The sequence below is a fragment of the Micromonospora craterilacus genome (assembly GCF_003236315.1).
Lineage (GTDB): Bacteria > Actinomycetota > Actinomycetes > Mycobacteriales > Micromonosporaceae > Micromonospora > Micromonospora craterilacus.
On the sequence record NZ_POTY01000144.1, the window covers coordinates 1 to 18,126 of the forward strand.

An 18,126-nucleotide genomic window follows, 5' to 3' on the forward strand; every position below is an offset into this window, starting at 1 on the left:
TGGTCGAGCTGGCGACCACGCCGTCGGCGGACTGGCTCGCGGTGACGGCCGGCCGCAAGGGCGGGCTGCCGGACGCCGCTCGGCACGTACTCACCGCCGTGGACCAGGTCCGCTTCGCCCACGTGTACGCCGACGGCGCGCTCGTCGCGACTGGCCGTGGGACGGTGACCGGCCAGGGGCGCTGGCTCGGGTTGTGCCTGATCGAGGTGCTGCCCGCCGCACGCCGGCAGGGACTGGCCGCCCAGCTGATCCGGGCGCTCGCCGAGTGGGCCGCCGACGCTGGGGCGACCGATGCGTTCCTCCAGGTGGAGCAGAGCAACGCCGCCGCGGTCGCGCTCTACCGCAAGCTGGGTTTCACCACCCACCACACCTACCTGACCCGCGTCGCGCCGCACTGACCCGTCGGCACCGAGGCCGAGACACGGGCCGACGCGGGGCAAGATCGTGCTCGATCCGGGATCGAGTGGCTTGGAAGCCGCGGTGAGGCCACTCGATCCTGGATCGAGCAACCGCATTCAGACCGAGCACCCACAGAGTCGCCGCCGATGATGCGGCGGCGCGCCACGGTCAGCGGCGGACGATCCGGCGGGGCTTGGCCGCGCTGGTCTCGGCGTACCGCTTGAGGCTCCGCGAGCGGTGGTCGAGGCCCAACGCGGTGAGCAGCAGGTACCCCAGGAACACCCCGGCGGTGGTCGCCACGAGGTAGAACGCGATCTGCGCGAAGAATGTGGCGCTACCACCGGCGAACGGGTTGCTGCCGGTCACCAGCGGCCCGATCAGCACGGTCAACCCGAGCGCGATGCCGATCGCGGTGGCGACCTCACCGGCCCACCGGGCGACCGGGCGCTGCCGGCCCCAGGTGAAGGCGACACCGGCCAGGATCAACCCGATCGCCACGAACATCCCGAGCGACACCCGTGCCTCAGCGGTGTCGTCACCGTCGAAGCCGAACCGGATGACCAGCCGGGCGACCACGTTGACCGCGAACAGCGCGATCGCGAGTACCCCGACCGCACGCCACCGCTCCCCCATCGCACGCCTCCCGCCGTACCGCCCGCCCCGATGGCGAGCCTCCTGGCAGGAATGTCTACCACCCGTAGCCGGGCGTCGTCAGTACCGGCCGGGAGCCGGTGGCAGGGCCACGATCGAACGGAACGCCATCACCGCGAAGGTCATCGCACCGGCCACCACCAGGGTGAGCCCCACCCAGTTGCCGACGAGCAGCACGTCGCCCTCGGTGGTCCGGTCGGCGGCGGCCACCATGATCACCACCCACGGCACCGCCGGCAGCGCCACCGCCCAGCGACGGCCGACCGCCTCGACGGCGAACCAGCTCAACGCGATGTTCGCGACCACGGCCACCAGCACCGCCGCCCCGACCAGGTAGCCGCCGAAGCGCAGCGGGGCGAGCAGCAGCTCCAGCACCGCCGTCGCCGCCCCGGCGACGAACGCGACCAGCCCGCCGACCACCCGCAACCCGACGTCGACGGGCCGCCGCCACGCCCGCACGGGCGGCGGCGGATCCTGCTCCTGCGGGGCGACCGACATCGCGGTGGGCAGGGTCACCGGTGACCGGCCGAGCTGACCGGCGCGCGATCTGGACCGGCGGCGACGTCCAGCCCGGCGAACAGGTCCGACTCCCAGCCGTACGGGCCGCCGCCCGGCCCCTTCGTCCCCACCGCCAGGGTGAAGTACTCCACGCCCATGAACTCGGCGCCGAAGTTGCCGGCGATCGAGTAGAGCCAGGAGGTGGCGGGGATCTGGGTGGCGTGCGCCCGCATCGCCGCCTCCTTGGCGACGTGCTGGTCGGTGGCGTCGATCCGCGCCGCGATCTCCTTGTCCGGCGTGCAGAACGGCAGCTCTGTCGCGTCGGAGATGCCGGCGAAGGGGTTGTCCGACGCCTCCTCGAAGTGCGTCATGCCCGCCTCCAGGACGCTCTGCGGCATCGCCGTCCAGTAGACCTTCGCCGGGGCGAGACCCTCGCGGGCGGCCAGCTCGACCGCCCGCATCGCCACCCGGTGTGCCTGGATGTGGTCGGGGTGGCCGTAGAAGCCGTTGTCGTCGTAGGTGATCACCACCTGGGGGCGTACCTCCTGGATGACCTCCAGCAGGTACCCGGCGGCCTCGTCCAGGTCCGCCCGCCAGAACGCCCGGGGATGCCCGTTGGTCGGCAGGCCCATCATGCCCGAGTCGCGGTAGCGCCCCGCGCCGCCGAGGAAGCGGTGGTCGGTGACGCCGAGCTCCGCGCAGGCCGCGGCCAGTTCGGCGATCCGGTACCCGCCGAGCTGGTCCGCCTCGGCGGCGGCGAGACCGGCCAGCTCCGGTACGTGGATCTCGCCCTCCTCGCCCAGCGTGCAGGTGACCAGGGTGACGTGGGCACCGGCGGCCGCATAGTGGGCCATGGTCGAGCCGGTGCCGATGGACTCGTCATCGGGGTGCGCGTGGACCAGCAGCAGGCGGCGGTCAGGCAGCGTCGTCACGACGGTCACTCTAACCGGCAGTTCTTCCGTACCGGCCCCGACGCGTCCGCCCAGGTCGGTCACATCGCACTCGGCACCGGCCTACGATCTGGCCTGTGGACTTTCCCGAGCTGGCCGCCCGCACCCGCCGGTTCAGCCACGGGGCGCCGCGCGCCGTCTCCGTGGCCGACGACGGGGCCCGGGTGGTCTTTCTGCGCTCCGCCGGACCTGAGGACCCGGCCGACGCGCTCTGGCTGCTGGACGTCGCGACCGGCGAGGAGCGCCTGGTCGCCTGTCCGGCCACCCTGCTCGGCGCGGACGCCGACCCCGACGCGCTCAGCCCCGGGGAACGGGCCCGCCGCGAGCGGCTGCGGCTGAGCGCCTCGGGCATCGCCTCGTACGCCCTCGACGGCGCCGGTCGGGTGGCGGTGTTCGCGCTGGCCGGCCGGCTGTTCCGGGCCGACCTGGTGCACGGTGACGTGATCGAGGTGCCGGCCGCCGGGCCGGTGCTGGATCCCCGCCCCGACCCGACCGGCCAACGGCTGGCGTACGTGACCGACGTCGCCGAGGGAGTACGCCGGGGCCAGCTGCGGGTGGTGGACATCGACGGCACCGACACGATCCTCGCCGGCGAGGACTCCGGGGTGGTCTGGGGGCTGGCCGAGCACATCGCGGCGGAGGAGTTCGGGCGGCATCGCGGGTACTGGTGGGCACCGGACGGGCGGTCGGTGCTGGCCGCCCGGGTCGACGAGTCCCGGCTGCCCCGCTGGCACCTGCACGACCCGGCGCAGCCGGAGAGCCCGCCGGTCAGCGTCGCGTACCCGGCGTCGGGCGGGCCGAACGCGGAGGTCAGCCTGCACCTGCTCGACCTCGACGGCGGCTGGGTCGACGTGCACTGGGACCGGGAGACCTATCCGTACCTGACCGCGGTGCACTGGGCCGAGGGCGCCCCGCTGATCACCGTGCTGCGCCGCTCGCAGCAGCACGGGCTGGTGCTCGCCGTCGACCCGCGCACCGGGGAGACCCAGGTGCACGCCGAACTGGCCGACCCGCGCTGGGTGGAGCCGATCCCGGGTACGCCCGCGCACCTGCCCGACGGGCGGGTGCTGGTCGGCGGCGAGCTGGCCCACGACGGGTACGACGCGCGCTGCCTGTTCGCCGACGGCACCCTGCTCACCCCGCCCTCGCTGTACGTACGCCGGGTGGTCGGCCGGCTGGCCGCCGCCACCGGCCCGGCGGACCTGCTGGTGGAGGCCAGCGACGGCGAGCCGAGCGAGCAGCACCTGTTCCGGGTGCGGACCAGCATCGGTGGTGGCGTCGACGCCCGCCGGCTCACCACCGACCCGGGCTGGCACGCCGCCGCGGTCGGCGGCGACGTGTTGGTCACCGGCAGCGCCTCGCTGGACCACGCGGGCATCCGGTGGACGGTGCGGCAGGGCGACCGCGAGGTGGGCCCGCTGCGCTCGCTGGCCGCCACCCCGAGGTACTCCCCGCTGCCGCTGCTGGAACGGGTGACCGACCGGCGGCTGCCCTCGGCCGTGCTCTACCCGGACAACCACGTCACCGGCCGGCGGCTGCCGGTGCTGCTGGACGTCTACGGCGGGCCGGGGCACCAGGAGGTGCTCGCCGCGCGGTCGGCCTGGCTGGAGCGGCAATGGTGGGCCGACGCCGGCTTCGCGGTGGTGGTGGTCGACAACCGGGGTACGCCGGGCGTCGCCCCGTCCTTCGAGAAGGCCATCCACCGGCGGGTGGCCGACGTGATCCTGCAGGACCAGGTGGAGGCGCTCGCCGCGCTCGCCGACAAGCACCCGGACCTGGACCTCGGCCGGGTCGGGGTGCGGGGCTGGTCGTTCGGCGGGTGGTTGGCCGGGCTGGCGGTGCTGCGCCATCCGGAGCTGTTCCGGTGCGGGATCGCCGGGGCGCCGGTCACCGACTGGACCCTGTACGACACCGCGTACACCGAGCGCTATCTCGGCCTGCCGGACGACGGCATGGACGTGTACGCGCACCACTCGCTGGTGGAGTTGGCCGCCGAGCCGATCACCGATCCGGCGCAGGCCCGGCCGCTGCTGCTGGTGCACGGCATGGTCGACGACAACGTGGTGGCGGCGCACACGCTTCGGCTGTCGGCAGCGCTGCTGGCCACCGGCCGGCCGCACTCGGTGCTCCCGCTGACCGGCGCCACCCACATGGCCGCCGGTGGCCTAGCCGAACGCCTCCTCCGCCTGGAACTGGATTTCCTCCGCACCCACCTGATGTAAGGAAGGGCCCCTTCCTATGCACGAGGCGTTAAGAAGGTGCCCTTCCTTACATCAGGGCTTCAGGTGGGCGTTGACGAAGGACGGGTAGCCGAAGACGCTGGAGACGAAGACCCCGCCGGCCTTCGAGCCGTGCACCAGGTACGCCACGTCGACGTAGAGCGGGACCACCGGGGCGTGCTCCTTCATGATCCGCTCATCGAGTTTCGCCCACTCCGGGCCCTGCTCGGCCGGGGACAGGGTGAGGATCCGGTCGAACTCGGCGTTGATCGCGGGGTCGTTGAAGTACGCCTGGTTGCTGTTGCCCTCGGCCTTGATGCTGCGACCGTCGTAGAGCACCGGCAGGATCGACGCGCCGCTCGGCCAGTCGGCGGCCCAGGAGCCGAGGTACAGGTCCCAGGGGTTGTCCTTCTTCTTGATCTCTTCGAGCTTGGCGTCGTCCGGGATGTTCCGAATCGTGATCTTGAATCCGGCCCGCTCCAGGTTGCCCTTGAGCTGCGTCGCCACCTGCTGCTCGACCGAGCTGTCGGCCGCGCCGAGGACCAGCTCCGGGGTCTGCCCGCCGAGCAGTTCCCGCGCCTTCTCCGGATCGCCGTTCGGTCCCGCCGGGTACGCGTCGTACGCCTGGTAGCCGATGGTGGCCGACGGCATCAGCGTGGTCATCGGCGCGGCGATGTTCTGCCCGCCCAGCACCTTGACCAGACCCTCCCGGTCGACGGCGTAGTTGAGGGCCTGGCGCACCTTCAGGTCGGTGACCCGCTGGTTGTTGATGACCAGCTGGTTGGCACTGGGCGTCGGGGACAGGACGGTCCGGGGCCGCAGCGCCGCGTCGCCCGCGACCCGGGCCACCAGCGAGGCGGGCACGTAGTTCCACGACAGCGCGCTCTGGTCGGCGCCGTTGTCGGCGATCACCCGGTTGGCCGCGGCGTCGGGGGTCGGGCCGAAGCTCCAGACGAACCGGTCCGGGTACTGGTGGCGTACCGGGTCGGTGTCCGGATCCCAGTGCTCGTTGCGCTCCATCACGATCTCGACGCCCGCCTGGTACCGGGTGACCTTGTACGGCCCGGACGAGAAGGGCGCGTTGCCGAGGTTGACCCCGGTGTCCTTGTCCGGCGGCAGTGGCGCGGTGGCCGGCAGCGACACCGCGAACGGCAGGTCGCAGCGGGGCTTGGCGAACTCGAAGCGCAGGGTGCGGTCGTCCGGCGTGGTCAGGCCGGGCGGCAGCGCTGAGCGGTTGGCCTTGAAGTCCCACCTGGTGTCGTACTGCGGGGTGTCGGCCAGCCACTCCTGGAGGTAGGTGGGGCCGCCGCTGAGGTCCGGGTCGAAGGAACGGGCGATGCCGTACGCGATCTCCTTCGCGGTGACCGGCCGGCCGTCCTCGAACTTGACCCCATCCTTGATCTTGAACTCCCAGACCTTGCAGTCGTCGTTGACGTTGCTGCCCGGCGTCTCGGCCAGGTCGCCGACCAGGACCAGGTTGCCCTTGCCGTCGTCCTTCCAGGTGGTGAGGAAGCGCGCGAACAGCGGCGCGGCCATCAGGCCGGCGAAGGAGTACGTCCGCTGCGGGTCCAGGTGGGAGATGGGGGTCTCCCGGATGACGGTGAAGGTTCCCCCGGCCTGGGCACCGTCCACCGCTGGGGCCGGCCCCATCGAGTCCTTGGGGTCGGTGGCGATGACTCCGGTCTGCTGCCGTTCGGTGTCCACACTGGCGCCTTCGCCGGTGTTCTTCGTGCAGGCTCCCAGGGCTACCAGCAGTGCGATCGCGCCACCCGCCGCAGCCGCCACGCGTGGTCTCATCCGCTACCTCCTTCACCCAGGTGCCGCCGGCCGGACACCGGCGTCCCGAGGATCGTAAAGGAAGAAAACCTTCGAGACATGTAACAGTCGTCGATAAATTCCGCCAGCAGCCGGTCGGCGCACCCCGGGATCCAGCCGGCCCACCCGATTCAGCCGAGCCGGACCCGTGGGTCGATGGCCGCGTAGAGCAGGTCCACCAGCACGTTCGCCAGCACCACGAAGACCGCCGCGACCAGCACCGTGGCCATGATGGTCGGCAGGTCACCGGCGCGTACGGCCTCGACCGCCGTCCGGCCGAGCCCCTGGATGCCGAAGGTCGTCTCGGTGATCACCGTGCCGCCGAGCGCCGCGCCCACGTCCAATCCGGCCACGGTCACCACCGGTGTGATCGCCGCGCGCAACGCGTGCCGCCCGTACACCCTCGTCCGGCTCAGGCCCTTGGCCCGCGCGGTCCGGACGAAGTCCTCGCTCAGCGTCTCCAGCATCTGGGCCCGGAACAGCCGGGCGTAGATCGCGGAGAACAGGAACGCCAACGACACCCAGGCGAGCACCAACCCACTCGCCCAGCGCACCGGATCCTCGAACAGCGACGTGTAACCCGGCACCGGCAACCAGCGCAGCGTGTAGACGAAGACCAGCAGCAGCACCGCGCCGACGAAGTACAGCTGCAACGAGGCCCCGGTGAGCGAGAAGCCGATCGCCGCCCGGTCCAGCCAGGTGCCCCGACGCAGCGCGGAGACCATGCCCAGACCCACACCGAGCAGCAGCCACAGGATCGCCGCCGGGATGACGATGCTCGCCGTCACCGGCAGTACCCGGGCGAGCGTGTCGGTGACCGCCTCGTTGTTCACGTACGACCAGCCCAGGCACGGCGCGTCACAACGGCCACCCTGGGCGCTGCCCAGATCCCGCCCGGTGACGATGCCCTTCATGTAGCCCGCGTACTGGCTCACCAGCGGATCGCGTAGGCCCAACTCCTGGCGCACCCGCTCCAACCGCTCCGGGTTGCAGTTCTTCGGGCACATGCCGCTGACCGGGTCACGCGGCAGCGCGAAGAACATCAGGAAGGTCAGCATGCTGACCGCGAAGAGGGTGAGCACCGCCGAGAGGGTCCGCTTGACCAGGAAACGCGCCACCGGGCTCCCTACCTCGACGACTTCGGGTCGAGCGCGTCGCGTAGCGCATCCCCGAACAGGTTGAAGGCGAACACCAGCGCGAAAATGGTGACGCCAGGGAAGAAGACGAACGCCGGGTCGGTCTGGAGGTAGTCCAGGCTCTGGTAGATCATCCGGCCGAAGCTCGGGGTCTCCTCGGTCAGCCCGACACCGATGAACGACAGCGCCGCCTCGCTGGTGATGAACTGCGGCACCGCGAGCGAGAAGGACACCAGGATCGGGGCCCAGGTGTTCGGCAGCAACTGCCGGAACAGCATGTGGCCGAGCCCCGCCCCGCTGGCCCGGGCCGCCTCCACGAACTCCCGCTCGCGCAGTGCGATCACCTGGCCGCGGACCAGCCGGGCGGTGCTGGTCCAGCCGAAGACGGCGAAGATCGCGATCAGCACCCCGATCCCGAAGGCCGGCGGCACCGCGTCCCGCTGGCCGTAGAAGCGCAGGGTCAGCGTCGGGGTCAGGGCGAGCGCGATGACCAGGAAGGGCAGGGCGAGGGTCAGATCGGTGATCCAGTTGACCACCGCATCCAGCCAGCCACCCAGATAGCCGGCCAGCGTGCCGAGCACCACGCCGATCACGGCGGTGAGCACCGCCGCCGCGAAGGCGATGAACAACGACGTACGCAGGCCGTGGACGAGGCGGATGAAGATGTCCCGCCCCAGCCCGGGTTCCAGCCCGAAGAAGTGGTCGCCGGAGACGCCCCCGGCGTAGCCGAGCGGCATGCCGAACCCGTCCAGCTTGCTCTGGAACTGGTCCCGTGGGCCGATGCCGTAGGCCAACTCGATCAGCGGAGCGGCGAGCGCCACCAGCACGAACAGGACCAGCATCGCCCCGCTGACCAGCGCGGTGCGGTCGCGGCGCAGCCGCAGCCAGGCGAGCTGCCCGGGCGAACGGCCGACGATCCGCCGTTCCCGGGAGACCCCGGCTTCCGCCCCGGCCGCCCCGCCGGACTCGATCTCGGCCAGCGCCGCACCGTCCACCGGCGACAGGCTCACGCCGGCACCTCTGCGTCCGTCCCGTTCGCCGGCATCGCGCCGAGCGGCCCCGACTCGGGGAAGTGGCAGGCGATGGCCTGGTTACCGCCGTCGCGCCGGACGAGCGCCGGCTCCTCGGCCGCGCACCGGTCGCGTGCCGCCGGGCAGCGGCTGCGGAACCGGCAGCCCGACGGCGGGTCGAGCGGGGTGGGCACGTCGCCGGAGAGCCGGATCCGCCCGGCCGGACCGAGCCGGGTGACGTCCGGCACGGCTGACAGCAGCGCCCGGGTGTACGGGTGCTGCGGGCGTTCGTAGATGTCGTCCCGATCGCCGATCTCGACGATCCGGCCGAGGTACATCACCGCGACCCGCTGGCAGAAGTGCCGGACCACGGCCAGGTCGTGGGCGATGAAGACGAAGGCCAGGCCCAGCTCGCGTTGCAGGTCCCGCAGCAGGTTGACCACCTGGGCCTGGATCGAGACGTCCAGCGCGGAGACCGGCTCGTCGGCCACCACCAGCCGGGGCCCCGGCGCCAGCGCCCGCGCGATGCCGACGCGCTGGCGCTGGCCCCCGGAGAACTCGTGTGGGTACCGGTTGTAGTGCTCCGGGTTCAGGCCGACCAGCTCCATCAGCTCCCGTACCCGGGCATTCGTCCCGCCGGGCGGGGTGATCCCGTTGACCTCCAACGGCATCGCGATGATCCGGCCGACCGTGTGACGGGGATTCAGCGAGGCGTACGGATCCTGGAAGATGATCTGTAGATCCGACCGCAGCGGGCGCAACTCGCGGCGGCCGGCGTGGGTGATGTCGCGCCCGGCGAACTCGATGCTGCCGCCGGTCGGCTCCAGCAACCGCACGAGCATCCGGCCGGTGGTGGTCTTGCCGCAGCCGGACTCGCCCACCAGGCCCAGTGTCTCGCCCGCCCGCACCGCGAAGTCCAGCCCGTCCACCGCGCGTACCAGGCCCGCGCGGCGCAGACCGCCGCGTACCGGGAAGTGCTTGGTCAGCCCGCGTACCCGCAGCAGCGACTCGCTCACCGGGCCACCCCCACCCGGGCGACGTCCTCGGCGTAGCTCCGGATGCGGTCCTCGGTGGCCAGATGGCAGGCGACCCGGTGCCCGGACGCCCCGGCCGGGCGCAGCTCAGGCAGCTCGGTGCGGCACCGGCCGCCGGTCTGCTCGGCGTACCGGCAGCGCGGGTGGAAGGCGCAGCCGGCCGGCACGTCGATCAGGCTCGGCGGATTGCCCGGGATCGGCTTCAGGTCCGCGTCGGCGTCGCCGTGCAACGACGGCACGCTGGACAGCAACCCCCAGGTGTACGGGTGCTGCGGCTGGCGTAGCACCTGCTCGACGCTGCCCTGCTCCACCGCCCGGCCGGCGTACATCACCAGCACGTCGTCGGCGACCTGGCTGACCACGCCCAGGTCGTGGGTGATCAGGACGATCGCCGTGCCGAACTCGGCCTGCAGGTCGGCCAGCAGGTCCAGGATCTGCGCCTGCACGGTGACGTCCAGCGCCGTGGTCGGCTCGTCGGCGATCAGCAGTTCCGGGTCGTTCACCAGCGCCATCGCGATCATCGCCCGCTGCCGCATGCCGCCGGAGAACTCGTGCGGGTACTGGTCGTGACGCCGCTCCGGCTGCGGGATCCCGACCCGGCCCAGCATCTCCACCACCCGCCGGCGCGCCTCGGCCCGCCCGGCCCGGGGATGGTGCACCCGGTACGCCTCGGCGATCTGCCGGCCCACCGGGTAGTACGGATGCAGCGCCGACAGCGGGTCCTGGAAGATCATCGCCATGTCCCGGCCGCGCAGCCGGCGTACCTCCGCCTCCGGCCGACCGACCAGCGGGCGCCCACCGAGGGTGATCTCGCCGGTGACGGTGGCCCGCCGGGGGTCGTGCAGGCCGAGGACGGCCAGCGCGGTGACGCTCTTTCCCGAGCCGGACTCGCCGACCACACCGAGGGTGCGTCCGCGCTCGACCGAGAACGACACCCCGTCGACCGCGCGCACCACGCCGTCGGTGGTGGTGAAGCCCACCCGGAGGTCGTCCACCCGCAGGTAAGGGTCCACGACCGCCTCCCTCCGCACCCCGACGAAGGGAAACTACAGCAGAACCGCGAAGCTGAAAATAAGCTACAGATCCCGGTCGCCCGGACAGGATCCCATGATCCGCTCTCGACGCACCACCCGCGGCCGCCGCTACCACGCCCGTCGCACGAAGGGTGCGGCCGGAGGATCTGCTCGCCTGACGGATGTCGGTGCACTCGCCTAGGGTCGGGCCATGGGCGAGCGAATCAGCGGCGCAGGATGACTCACGGCGGCGCGGGGCGCAGCGGGGTGCACCAATGAGCGAGTTCGACGCGGCCGGTGCCGCCGTGCAGGCCGCGCTGGACGCAGGTGCCCGGTACGCCGACGCCCGGGTGATGCAGCGGCGATACGAGTCGATGTCGGCCCGCAACGGCGAGGTCGAGGCGCTGACCCAGGACGAGAGCGTCGGGCTGGGCGTACGCGCGCTGGTCGGGTCGAGCTGGGGCTTCCACGCCGTACCGGAGCTGTCCGACCGGGCGGCCCGCGATGCCGGCCACCGCGCGGCCCGGATCGCCACCGCGAGTGGCCTGGTCCCCGGGCCGCCCGTCGACCTGGTCCCCTCCCCGCCGGTAACGGCTAGCTGGTCCTCGCCCTGCGAGCTGGACCCGCTCGGCGTCTCCCTGGCCAGCAAGGGCGATCTGCTGGTGGCCGCCACCCGCACGATGGCCGACCACGGCGCCGACCTCGCCGAGGGGCTCTACCAGGTCTGGGACACCACGAAGTGGTTCGTCTCCAGCGAGGGTCACCGGATCGACCAGCACATCCGCGAGTGCGGTGGCGGCATCTCGGCCACCTCGATCGGCGACGGCGAGACCCAACGCCGGTCCTGGCCGAGCTATCGCGGCCAGTACGGCACCACCGGCTGGGAGCTGGTCGACTCACTCGACCTGACGGCCCACGCGGCGCGCATCGCCGAGGAGTCGCGGGCGCTGCTGACCGCGCCGCTCTGCCCGGCCGGCGAGACCGACCTGATCCTGGGCGGCGAGCAGTTGGCGTTGCAGATCCACGAGTCGGTCGGGCACGCCATCGAGTTGGATCGCATCCTCGGCTGGGAGGCGGCCTTCGCCGGCACCTCGTGGCTGGATCTGGCCCAGCTCGGCTCGCTGCGCTACGGCTCGGAGCTGATGAACATCACCATCGACCCGACCATCCCGGGCGCGCTGGGCAGTTTCGGCTACGACGACGAGGGCTCACCGGCGGTCAAGCGCGACGCGGTGCGCGCCGGGCGGTGGGTGGGCGTGCTGGCCGGGCGGGATTCGGCCGCCGTCGCCGGCCTGGACTACGGCGGCAGCGTACGCGCCGACGGCTGGGCGCGGCTGCCGATGGTCCGGATGACCAACGTGGGCCTGGAGCCCGGCCCGCACACCCTTGAGGAGATCGTCGCCGCCACCGACGAGGGGGTGCTGATGGACGTCAACCGCTCCTGGTCCATCGACGACAAGCGGCTGAACTTCCAGTTCGGTTGCGAGATCGGGTGGGAGATCCGCAACGGCCGGCGGCGGCGGATGCTGCGCAACCCGACGTACACCGGCATCGGCCCGCTGTTCTGGCGCTCGATGGACATGCTCTCGTCGGAGATCATTTCGTGGGGCACACCGAACTGCGGCAAGGGTCAGCCCGGCCAGGTCGGGCACACCGGCCACCCGGCCGCGCCGGCCCGGTTCCGCAACGTCCGGGTGGGGGTGCGGGCATGACCGCGGAGGTGGCCCGGGCTGACCGCCCGGAGCTGGACATCGCCGCGCAGGTGGTGGAACTCGTCGCCCGGTTGGCCGGGGCGAGCGCGCAGGCCGAGGTGGTGGTGACCCGCGCCGAGCTGGCGTTGACCCGGTTCGCCAACTCTGCGATCCACCAGAACGTCGCCGAGTCCGCCGTGGACGTCCGGCTGCGGGTGCATGCCGACGGACGCACCGCCGCCGGCGGTGGCAGCACGGTCACCGCCGACGGGCTGCGTGCACTGGTGGAGCGGGTGCTGGCGGCGACCCGGTTCACCCCACCCGATCTGGCCTGGCCGGGGCTCACGCCGCCGATGCCGGCACCGACCTCGGCGGAGTGGGACGCGGCCACCGCGTACGCCGGGCCGGACGAGCGGGCCGCCCTGGTCCGGGCGTTCGTCGACGCGGCCGGCGGGCTGGAGACCGCCGGCTACTGTCGCACGGCGTTCGGGGCGGCGGCGTTCGCCAACTCGGCCGGGCAGGTGGCCCAGGGCCGCACGGCCGAGGCAGCGATGGACGGGATCGCCCGGGCCGGTGGTGCGGACGGCACGGCCCGGCTCAGCGTCGACCGGCTGGCCGATCTCGACGGTGCCGGTCTCGGGCGGCGGGCTGCGGCGAAGGCCCGGGCCGCGGCCGACCCGGTAGAGCTGGCACCCGGGCGCTACCCGGTGGTGCTGGAACCGGCCGCCGTCGCCGACCTGCTGCAGAACCTCTCCTGGTTCGGCTTCAACGGCAAGCGGTACGCCGAGCGGCAGTCGTTCGCAGAACCCGGCGTGGCCCAGCTCGATCCGGCGGTGACCCTGGTCGACGACCCGCTCGGTGCCGCCGGGCTGCCGTTCGACCTGGAGGGCACGCCGACCCGGATGTTGACCCTGGTGGACGCCGGCACCACGACCGCGGTGGCACACGACCGGCGTAGCGCCGCCGAGGTGGGCGCCGAGTCCACCGGCCACGCCTGGGCCGGCAGCCCCACCTTCGGCCCGATCCCGCGCAACCTGCGCCTCGTCCCGTCCGGCACGGCGGGCACAGCCAGCACGGGCGCGGTAGGCAGCACAGGAGCGGCAGGTGGCACGGGCACGGCGGGTGCCGGCCTGCCGGGCGGCGGTGGCCCGGCGGCGCCGCTGGCCGGCGCGGTGGCCGATCCGGACACCGCCGCCCTGGTTTCCCGGGTGCAGCGGGGCCTGCTGGTCAGCGACCTCTGGTATACCCGGGTGCTCGATCCGAAGAGTCTGGTCATCACCGGCCTGACCCGCAACGGGCTGTGGCTGATCGAGGACGGTCGGGTCACCCGGGCGGTCCGCGACCTGCGCTTCACCGAGTCGTACCCGCGAGCGCTCGGGCCCGGCGCGGTGCTGGAGGTGGGTCGGCGCGCGGTACGCCAGCCGGACCGCGAGGACGGCGTCTGGTGGGAGGCGCCGTCGTTGCGGCTGGCCTCCTGGAACTTCACCGGGGGTGCGTCCGGCTGACCGGGCCATCGACCGCTTGTCGATCTTTTTCGGTCGCTCGCATATTGATCATGGCGGGAGGCTTTCCAAAGGGCGGGACACACGGGACACTGCCTTGCGCGGACGGCCCGCCTAGATCGGCGTAACGTGTGTCACTTAGCTGCTCCGGTACGCCGGGGCGGTCGTTGGTGTGCGCATGACGTGGCAAGCGGGTGCGGGTTCGCCGGTCCGCGTGCCGATCGGAAAGTGTTCCGCCGCCCGTGAAGGGCCCCGTCAGGGAGACGACGCGAGATGACATCATCGTCGGCCACGACGCCGACCAACAGGCCGCGGGGGGCGCGGGCACGCGCTGCCATCGCGGCGAAGACGTTGCGGACGGACCGTTGGTGGCTCCCACCGCTGATCACCGTCATCGGGCTCAGCGCGTGGATCGCGTACGCGACGGTCCGGGTCTTCATGCACAAGTGGTACTGGGTCGAGGAGTTCCACTACCTCACCCCGTTCTACTCCCCGTGCGTGACCGATCGGTGCATCCCGGAGGCGTCACACTTCGGGCAGTACCTCCCCGGCTGGTGGATCATCCCGGACGCCGCGTTCACCCTGCCGTTCCTGCTGCTGTTCCGGCTCACCTGCTACTACTACCGCAAGGCGTACTACCGGTCGTTCTGGCTCTCGCCGCCGGCCTGCGCGGTGCCCGACGGTCACACCACCTACGGTGGCGAGACCCGGTTCCCGCTGATCGTGCAGAACTCGCACCGGTACTTCTTCTACTTCGCCGTGATCATCTCGCTGATCAACTCCTGGGACGCGGTCCTGGCCTTCCACAGCCCCGAGGGCTTCGGGTTCGGCCTGGGCAACCTGATCCTGCTCGGCAACGTGGTCATGCTCTGGGGCTACACGATCTCCTGCCACTCCTGCCGGCACATCATCGGCGGGCGGTTGAAGCACTTCTCCAAGCATCCGGTCCGCTACCGGGCCTGGACCTTCGTCTCCTGGCTGAACGTCCGGCACATGCAGCTCGCCTGGATCACCCTCGGCACGCTGGCGCTGACCGACTTCTACGTCATGTCCGTCGCCGCCGGGTGGATCTCCGACCTGCGGTTCATCAACTAAGGGCCCCTGACATGACGAACACCACTACCACTCGCATCGAGCGACACCACTACGACGTCGTCGTGATCGGGGCCGGCGGCGCCGGCCTGCGCGCGGCGATCGAGGCCAGGCTGGCCGGCAAGAAGACCGCCATCATCTCCAAGTCGCTGTTCGGCAAGGCGCACACGGTGATGGCCGAGGGTGGCGCCGCCGCCGCCATGGGGAACGTGAACAGCCGGGACAGCTGGCAGGTGCACTTCCGCGACACCATGCGCGGCGGCAAGTTCCTCAACAACTTCCGGATGGCCGAGCTGCACGCGAAGGAGTCGCCGCAGCGGATCTGGGAGCTGGAGACGTACGGCGCGCTCTTCGACCGCACCAAGGACGGCAAGATCTCCCAGCGCAACTTCGGCGGTCACGAGTACCCCCGGCTGGCGCACGTCGGCGACCGGACCGGCCTGGAGTTGATCCGTACCCTCCAGCAGAAGATCGTCTCGCTGCAGCAGGAGGACAAGCGCGACCACGGCTCGTACGACGCACGGATCAAGGTCTTCGCCGAGACCACCATCACCGAGCTGCTGCTCGACGGCGACCGGGTCGCCGGCGCGTTCGGCTACTACCGCGAGTCCGGCGAGTTCGTCCTCTTCGAGGCGCCCGCCGTGGTGCTCGCCACCGGTGGCGTCGGCCGCTCCTACAAGGTCACCTCGAACTCCTGGGAGTACACCGGGGACGGTCACGCGCTGGCGCTGCGGGCCGGGGCGACCCTGATCAACATGGAGTTCCTCCAGTTCCACCCCACCGGCATGGTCTGGCCGGTCTCGGTCAAGGGCATCCTGGTCACCGAGTCGGTACGCGGTGACGGCGGCGTCCTGAAGAACTCCGAGGGCAAGCGCTTCATGTTCGAGTACGTCCCCGACGTCTTCCGCAAGCAGTACGCGGAGACCGAGGAGGAGGCGGACCGCTGGTACACCGACCCGGACAACAACCGGCGCCCGCCGGAGTTGCTGCCCCGTGACGAGGTCGCCCGGGCGATCAACAGCGAGGTCAAGGCGGGGCGGGGTACGCCGGCCGGCGGTGTCTACCTGGACATCGCCTCCCGGCTGCCGGCCGAGGAGATCCGCCGTCGCCTGCCGTCGATGCACCACCAGTTCAAGGGGCTGGCCGACGTCGACATCACGAAGGAGCCGATGGAGGTCGGCCCGACCTGCCACTACGTGATGGGTGGCATCGAGGTCGACCCGGACAGCGGCGCCGCGTTCGGCTCGGTGCGCGGCCTGTTCGCCGCCGGCGAGGTCTCCGGCGGCATGCACGGCTCCAACCGGTTGGGCGGCAACTCGCTGTCCGACCTGCTGGTCTTCGGCAAGCGGGCCGGCGGCCACGCCGCCACGTACGTCGACCAGCTCGCCGCGCGGCCCCGGGTGGAGGTGAGCGAGGTGGAGACCGCGGTGGAGACCGCCCTGGCTCCGCTGCATCGGGACACCGGCGAGAACCCGTACACCTTGCAGCAGGACCTCCAGGCGGTGATGGGGGATCTGGTCGGCATCATCCGGCGGGAGGCCGAGCTGGAGGACGCTCTGGCCCGGCTGGCCGAGCTGCGCGAGCGGGTGGCGAAGGTCAGCGCGGCCGGCGGCCGGCGCTACAACCCGGGCTGGCACCTCGCCCTGGACCTGCGCAACATGCTGGTCGTCTCCGAGTGCACCGCCAAGGCGGCGCTGGAGCGCCGGGAGTCGCGCGGCGGCCACACCCGTGAGGACTTCCCCACCATGGATCCGGGGTGGCGGCGGGTCAACCTGGTCTGCTCGCTCGACGGCGACACGGTCCGGCTGGACCGCAAGCCGCTGCCGAAGATGCGCACCGAGTTGATCAGCCTGTTCGACCGCGGGGAACTGGCCAAGTACCTCACCGACGAGGAGCTCGCCGAGTTCGACGCCCTGGCCGCCGCCGACGCTGCTGCTGCCGGCGGGGCTGCCGGCGCCGCCGAGAAGGAGAACCGCTGATGGGTACGAAGCGCCAGTTCCGGATCTGGCGGGGCGACGCCGACGGCGGCGACCTGCGGGACTACACGGTCGAGGTGAACGAGGGCGAGGTCGTCCTCGACGTGATCCACCGGTTGCAGGCCACCGACGCGCCCGACCTGGCCTGCCGGTGGAACTGTAAGGCGGGCAAGTGCGGCTCCTGTTCGATGGAGATCAACGGGATGCCCAAGCTCGGCTGCATGACCCGGATGTCGACGTTCGACGAGAACGAGACGGTCACGGTGACCCCGCTGCGGACCTTCCCGGTCATCCGGGACCTGGTCACCGACGTGTCGTTCAACTACGAGAAGGCGCGGGAGACGCCGGCCTTCGATCCCCCGGCCGACGTGGCGCCCGGTGACTACCGGATGCAGCAGGTCGACGTGGAGCGGTCGCAGGAGTTCCGCAAGTGCATCGAGTGTTTCCTGTGCCAGAACGTCTGCCACGTGGTCCGCGACCACGACGAGAACAAGCCGGCGTTCTCCGGGCCGCGGTACTTCATCCGCGCCGCCGAGCTGGACATGCACCCGCTGGACACCAAGAGCGACCGCAAGGAGTACGCACAGGCCGAACAGGGTCTCGGCTTCTGCAACATCACCAAGTGCTGCACCGAGGTCTGTCCCGAGCACATCAAGATCACCGACAATGGGATCATCCCCATGAAGGAGCGGGTCGTCGACCGCAGGTACGATCCACTCGTATGGCTCGGTAGCAAAATCTTCCGGAGGGGTCAGGTGCCTCAGACCTTCGTGACCAGCGAACACTCCCCGGGTGCCGTGCGCTCCCACGCGGCGGGCGGCGGTACGCACTCGCATGCGGGCGGCTCGCACGACACCGGGTCGGAGACGCAGGCCCAGCAGGGCGTCAACTGGCACCGGGAGGTGCCGCACCCGACCGCCCCGGCGGTCGACGCGAGCGGCCGGCTGCCGCTGACGGAACTCACCTTCGACCGGGCGGCGGCACCCTCGCCGTTCGGCGACGACGTGACCTTCCCCCTGCCTCCGGAGCACCTGAACTTCGCCCACCCCGAGCAGGACGACAAGCACTGAGCACCCGTCCCCGTTTCCGCCCCACGCCGGCCCGTCCCGTTGCCGGGACAGGGCTCCGGGGGTGGTCAGG

At 71.7% G+C, this 18,126-nt stretch carries 15 protein-coding genes; 7 read left to right on the forward strand and 8 right to left on the reverse strand.

Annotation, left to right across the window (positions count from 1 at the left end):
- The coding region (locus C1I95_RS21310) for a GNAT family N-acetyltransferase (RefSeq protein ID WP_146605785.1) at positions 1-398 on the forward strand (398 nt) is incomplete at its 5' end.
- Positions 399-567: 169 nt separating this feature from the next.
- On the opposite strand, the gene C1I95_RS21315 is transcribed toward C1I95_RS21310, so the two are convergent.
- The 3 genes from C1I95_RS21315 to mshB form a co-directional block, all read right to left on the reverse strand.
- Positions 568-1,032 (reverse strand): hypothetical protein, encoded by a 465-nt coding sequence (locus tag C1I95_RS21315; RefSeq protein ID WP_111215890.1) that lies wholly within the window; start codon positions 1,030-1,032, stop codon positions 568-570.
- Positions 1,033-1,110: 78 nt separating this feature from the next.
- Positions 1,111-1,548: a hypothetical protein gene (locus C1I95_RS21320; protein WP_111215910.1), complete on the reverse strand. Its 438-nt coding sequence runs from the start codon at positions 1,546-1,548 to the stop codon at positions 1,111-1,113.
- 14 nt (positions 1,549-1,562) lie between these two features.
- Complete coding sequence (gene mshB, locus C1I95_RS21325; RefSeq protein ID WP_111215892.1) at positions 1,563-2,489, reverse strand: N-acetyl-1-D-myo-inositol-2-amino-2-deoxy-alpha-D-glucopyranoside deacetylase; 927 nt, start codon at positions 2,487-2,489, stop codon at positions 1,563-1,565.
- Between the two features lie 86 nt (positions 2,490-2,575).
- On the opposite strand from mshB, the gene C1I95_RS21330 reads away from it, so the two are divergent.
- Positions 2,576-4,720: a S9 family peptidase gene (locus C1I95_RS21330; protein WP_111215894.1), complete on the forward strand. Its 2,145-nt coding sequence runs from the start codon at positions 2,576-2,578 to the stop codon at positions 4,718-4,720.
- Between the two features lie 51 nt (positions 4,721-4,771).
- On the opposite strand, the gene C1I95_RS21335 is transcribed toward C1I95_RS21330, so the two are convergent.
- From C1I95_RS21335 to C1I95_RS21355, 5 genes are all read right to left on the reverse strand, one after another.
- Positions 4,772-6,514, reverse strand: a complete 1,743-nt coding sequence (locus C1I95_RS21335; RefSeq protein ID WP_111215896.1) for an ABC transporter substrate-binding protein — start codon at positions 6,512-6,514, stop codon at positions 4,772-4,774.
- Positions 6,515-6,663: 149 nt separating this feature from the next.
- Entirely contained in the window at positions 6,664-7,650 is a 987-nt protein-coding gene (locus tag C1I95_RS21340) for an ABC transporter permease (RefSeq protein ID WP_111215897.1), read from the reverse strand.
- A gap of 8 nt (positions 7,651-7,658) precedes the next feature.
- Entirely contained in the window at positions 7,659-8,678 is a 1,020-nt protein-coding gene (locus C1I95_RS21345) for an ABC transporter permease (RefSeq protein WP_111215899.1), read from the reverse strand.
- Complete coding sequence (locus tag C1I95_RS21350; RefSeq protein WP_111215901.1) at positions 8,675-9,694, reverse strand: ABC transporter ATP-binding protein; 1,020 nt, start codon at positions 9,692-9,694, stop codon at positions 8,675-8,677. The genes C1I95_RS21345 and C1I95_RS21350 overlap by 4 nt, the downstream gene beginning before the upstream one ends.
- Positions 9,691-10,725, reverse strand: coding sequence for an ABC transporter ATP-binding protein (locus C1I95_RS21355; protein ID WP_199523845.1), 1,035 nt, complete (start codon positions 10,723-10,725; stop codon positions 9,691-9,693). The genes C1I95_RS21350 and C1I95_RS21355 overlap by 4 nt, the downstream gene beginning before the upstream one ends.
- Positions 10,726-11,000: 275 nt before the next feature.
- Here C1I95_RS21355 and C1I95_RS21360 point away from each other — a divergent pair, with 275 nt between their 5' ends.
- From C1I95_RS21360 to C1I95_RS21380, 5 genes are all read left to right on the forward strand, one after another.
- On the forward strand, positions 11,001-12,437 hold the full coding sequence (locus C1I95_RS21360; RefSeq protein ID WP_111215904.1) for a TldD/PmbA family protein: 1,437 nt from the start codon (positions 11,001-11,003) through the stop codon (positions 12,435-12,437).
- Positions 12,434-13,921, forward strand: a complete 1,488-nt coding sequence (locus C1I95_RS21365; protein WP_111215905.1) for a TldD/PmbA family protein — start codon at positions 12,434-12,436, stop codon at positions 13,919-13,921. The genes C1I95_RS21360 and C1I95_RS21365 overlap by 4 nt, the downstream gene beginning before the upstream one ends.
- A 270-nt stretch (positions 13,922-14,191) precedes the next feature.
- The gene (gene sdhC, locus C1I95_RS21370; protein WP_111215906.1) at positions 14,192-15,013 is read left to right on the forward strand and encodes a succinate dehydrogenase subunit SdhC; all 822 of its coding nucleotides are present in this window, start codon (positions 14,192-14,194) and stop codon (positions 15,011-15,013) included.
- Positions 15,014-15,024: 11 nt separating this feature from the next.
- Positions 15,025-16,989 carry a fumarate reductase/succinate dehydrogenase flavoprotein subunit gene (locus C1I95_RS21375; RefSeq protein WP_111215907.1) on the forward strand — a complete coding sequence of 655 codons (1,965 nt, stop codon included), beginning with the start codon at positions 15,025-15,027 and terminating at the stop codon, positions 16,987-16,989.
- Complete coding sequence (locus C1I95_RS21380; RefSeq protein WP_111215908.1) at positions 16,989-18,056, forward strand: succinate dehydrogenase/fumarate reductase iron-sulfur subunit; 1,068 nt, start codon at positions 16,989-16,991, stop codon at positions 18,054-18,056. Before C1I95_RS21375 ends, C1I95_RS21380 begins: the two co-directional genes overlap by 1 nt.
- Positions 18,057-18,126 lie beyond the last annotated feature (70 nt).

Bases quoted from the DNA above. Each gene is read 5' to 3' on its own strand.
- C1I95_RS21365 (WP_111215905.1), top strand. From the start codon at position 12,434: ATGACCGCGGAGGTGGCCCGGGCTGACCGCCCGGAGCTGGACATCGCC.
- C1I95_RS21380 (WP_111215908.1), top strand. From the start codon at position 16,989: ATGGGTACGAAGCGCCAGTTCCGGATCTGGCGGGGCGACGCCGACGGC.
- C1I95_RS21375 (WP_111215907.1), top strand. From the start codon at position 15,025: ATGACGAACACCACTACCACTCGCATCGAGCGACACCACTACGACGTC.
- sdhC (WP_111215906.1), top strand. From the start codon at position 14,192: ATGACATCATCGTCGGCCACGACGCCGACCAACAGGCCGCGGGGGGCG.
- C1I95_RS21360 (WP_111215904.1), top strand. From the start codon at position 11,001: ATGAGCGAGTTCGACGCGGCCGGTGCCGCCGTGCAGGCCGCGCTGGAC.
- C1I95_RS21315 (WP_111215890.1), bottom strand. From the start codon at position 1,032: ATGGGGGAGCGGTGGCGTGCGGTCGGGGTACTCGCGATCGCGCTGTTC.
- C1I95_RS21335 (WP_111215896.1), bottom strand. From the start codon at position 6,514: ATGAGACCACGCGTGGCGGCTGCGGCGGGTGGCGCGATCGCACTGCTG.
- C1I95_RS21320 (WP_111215910.1), bottom strand. From the start codon at position 1,548: ATGTCGGTCGCCCCGCAGGAGCAGGATCCGCCGCCGCCCGTGCGGGCG.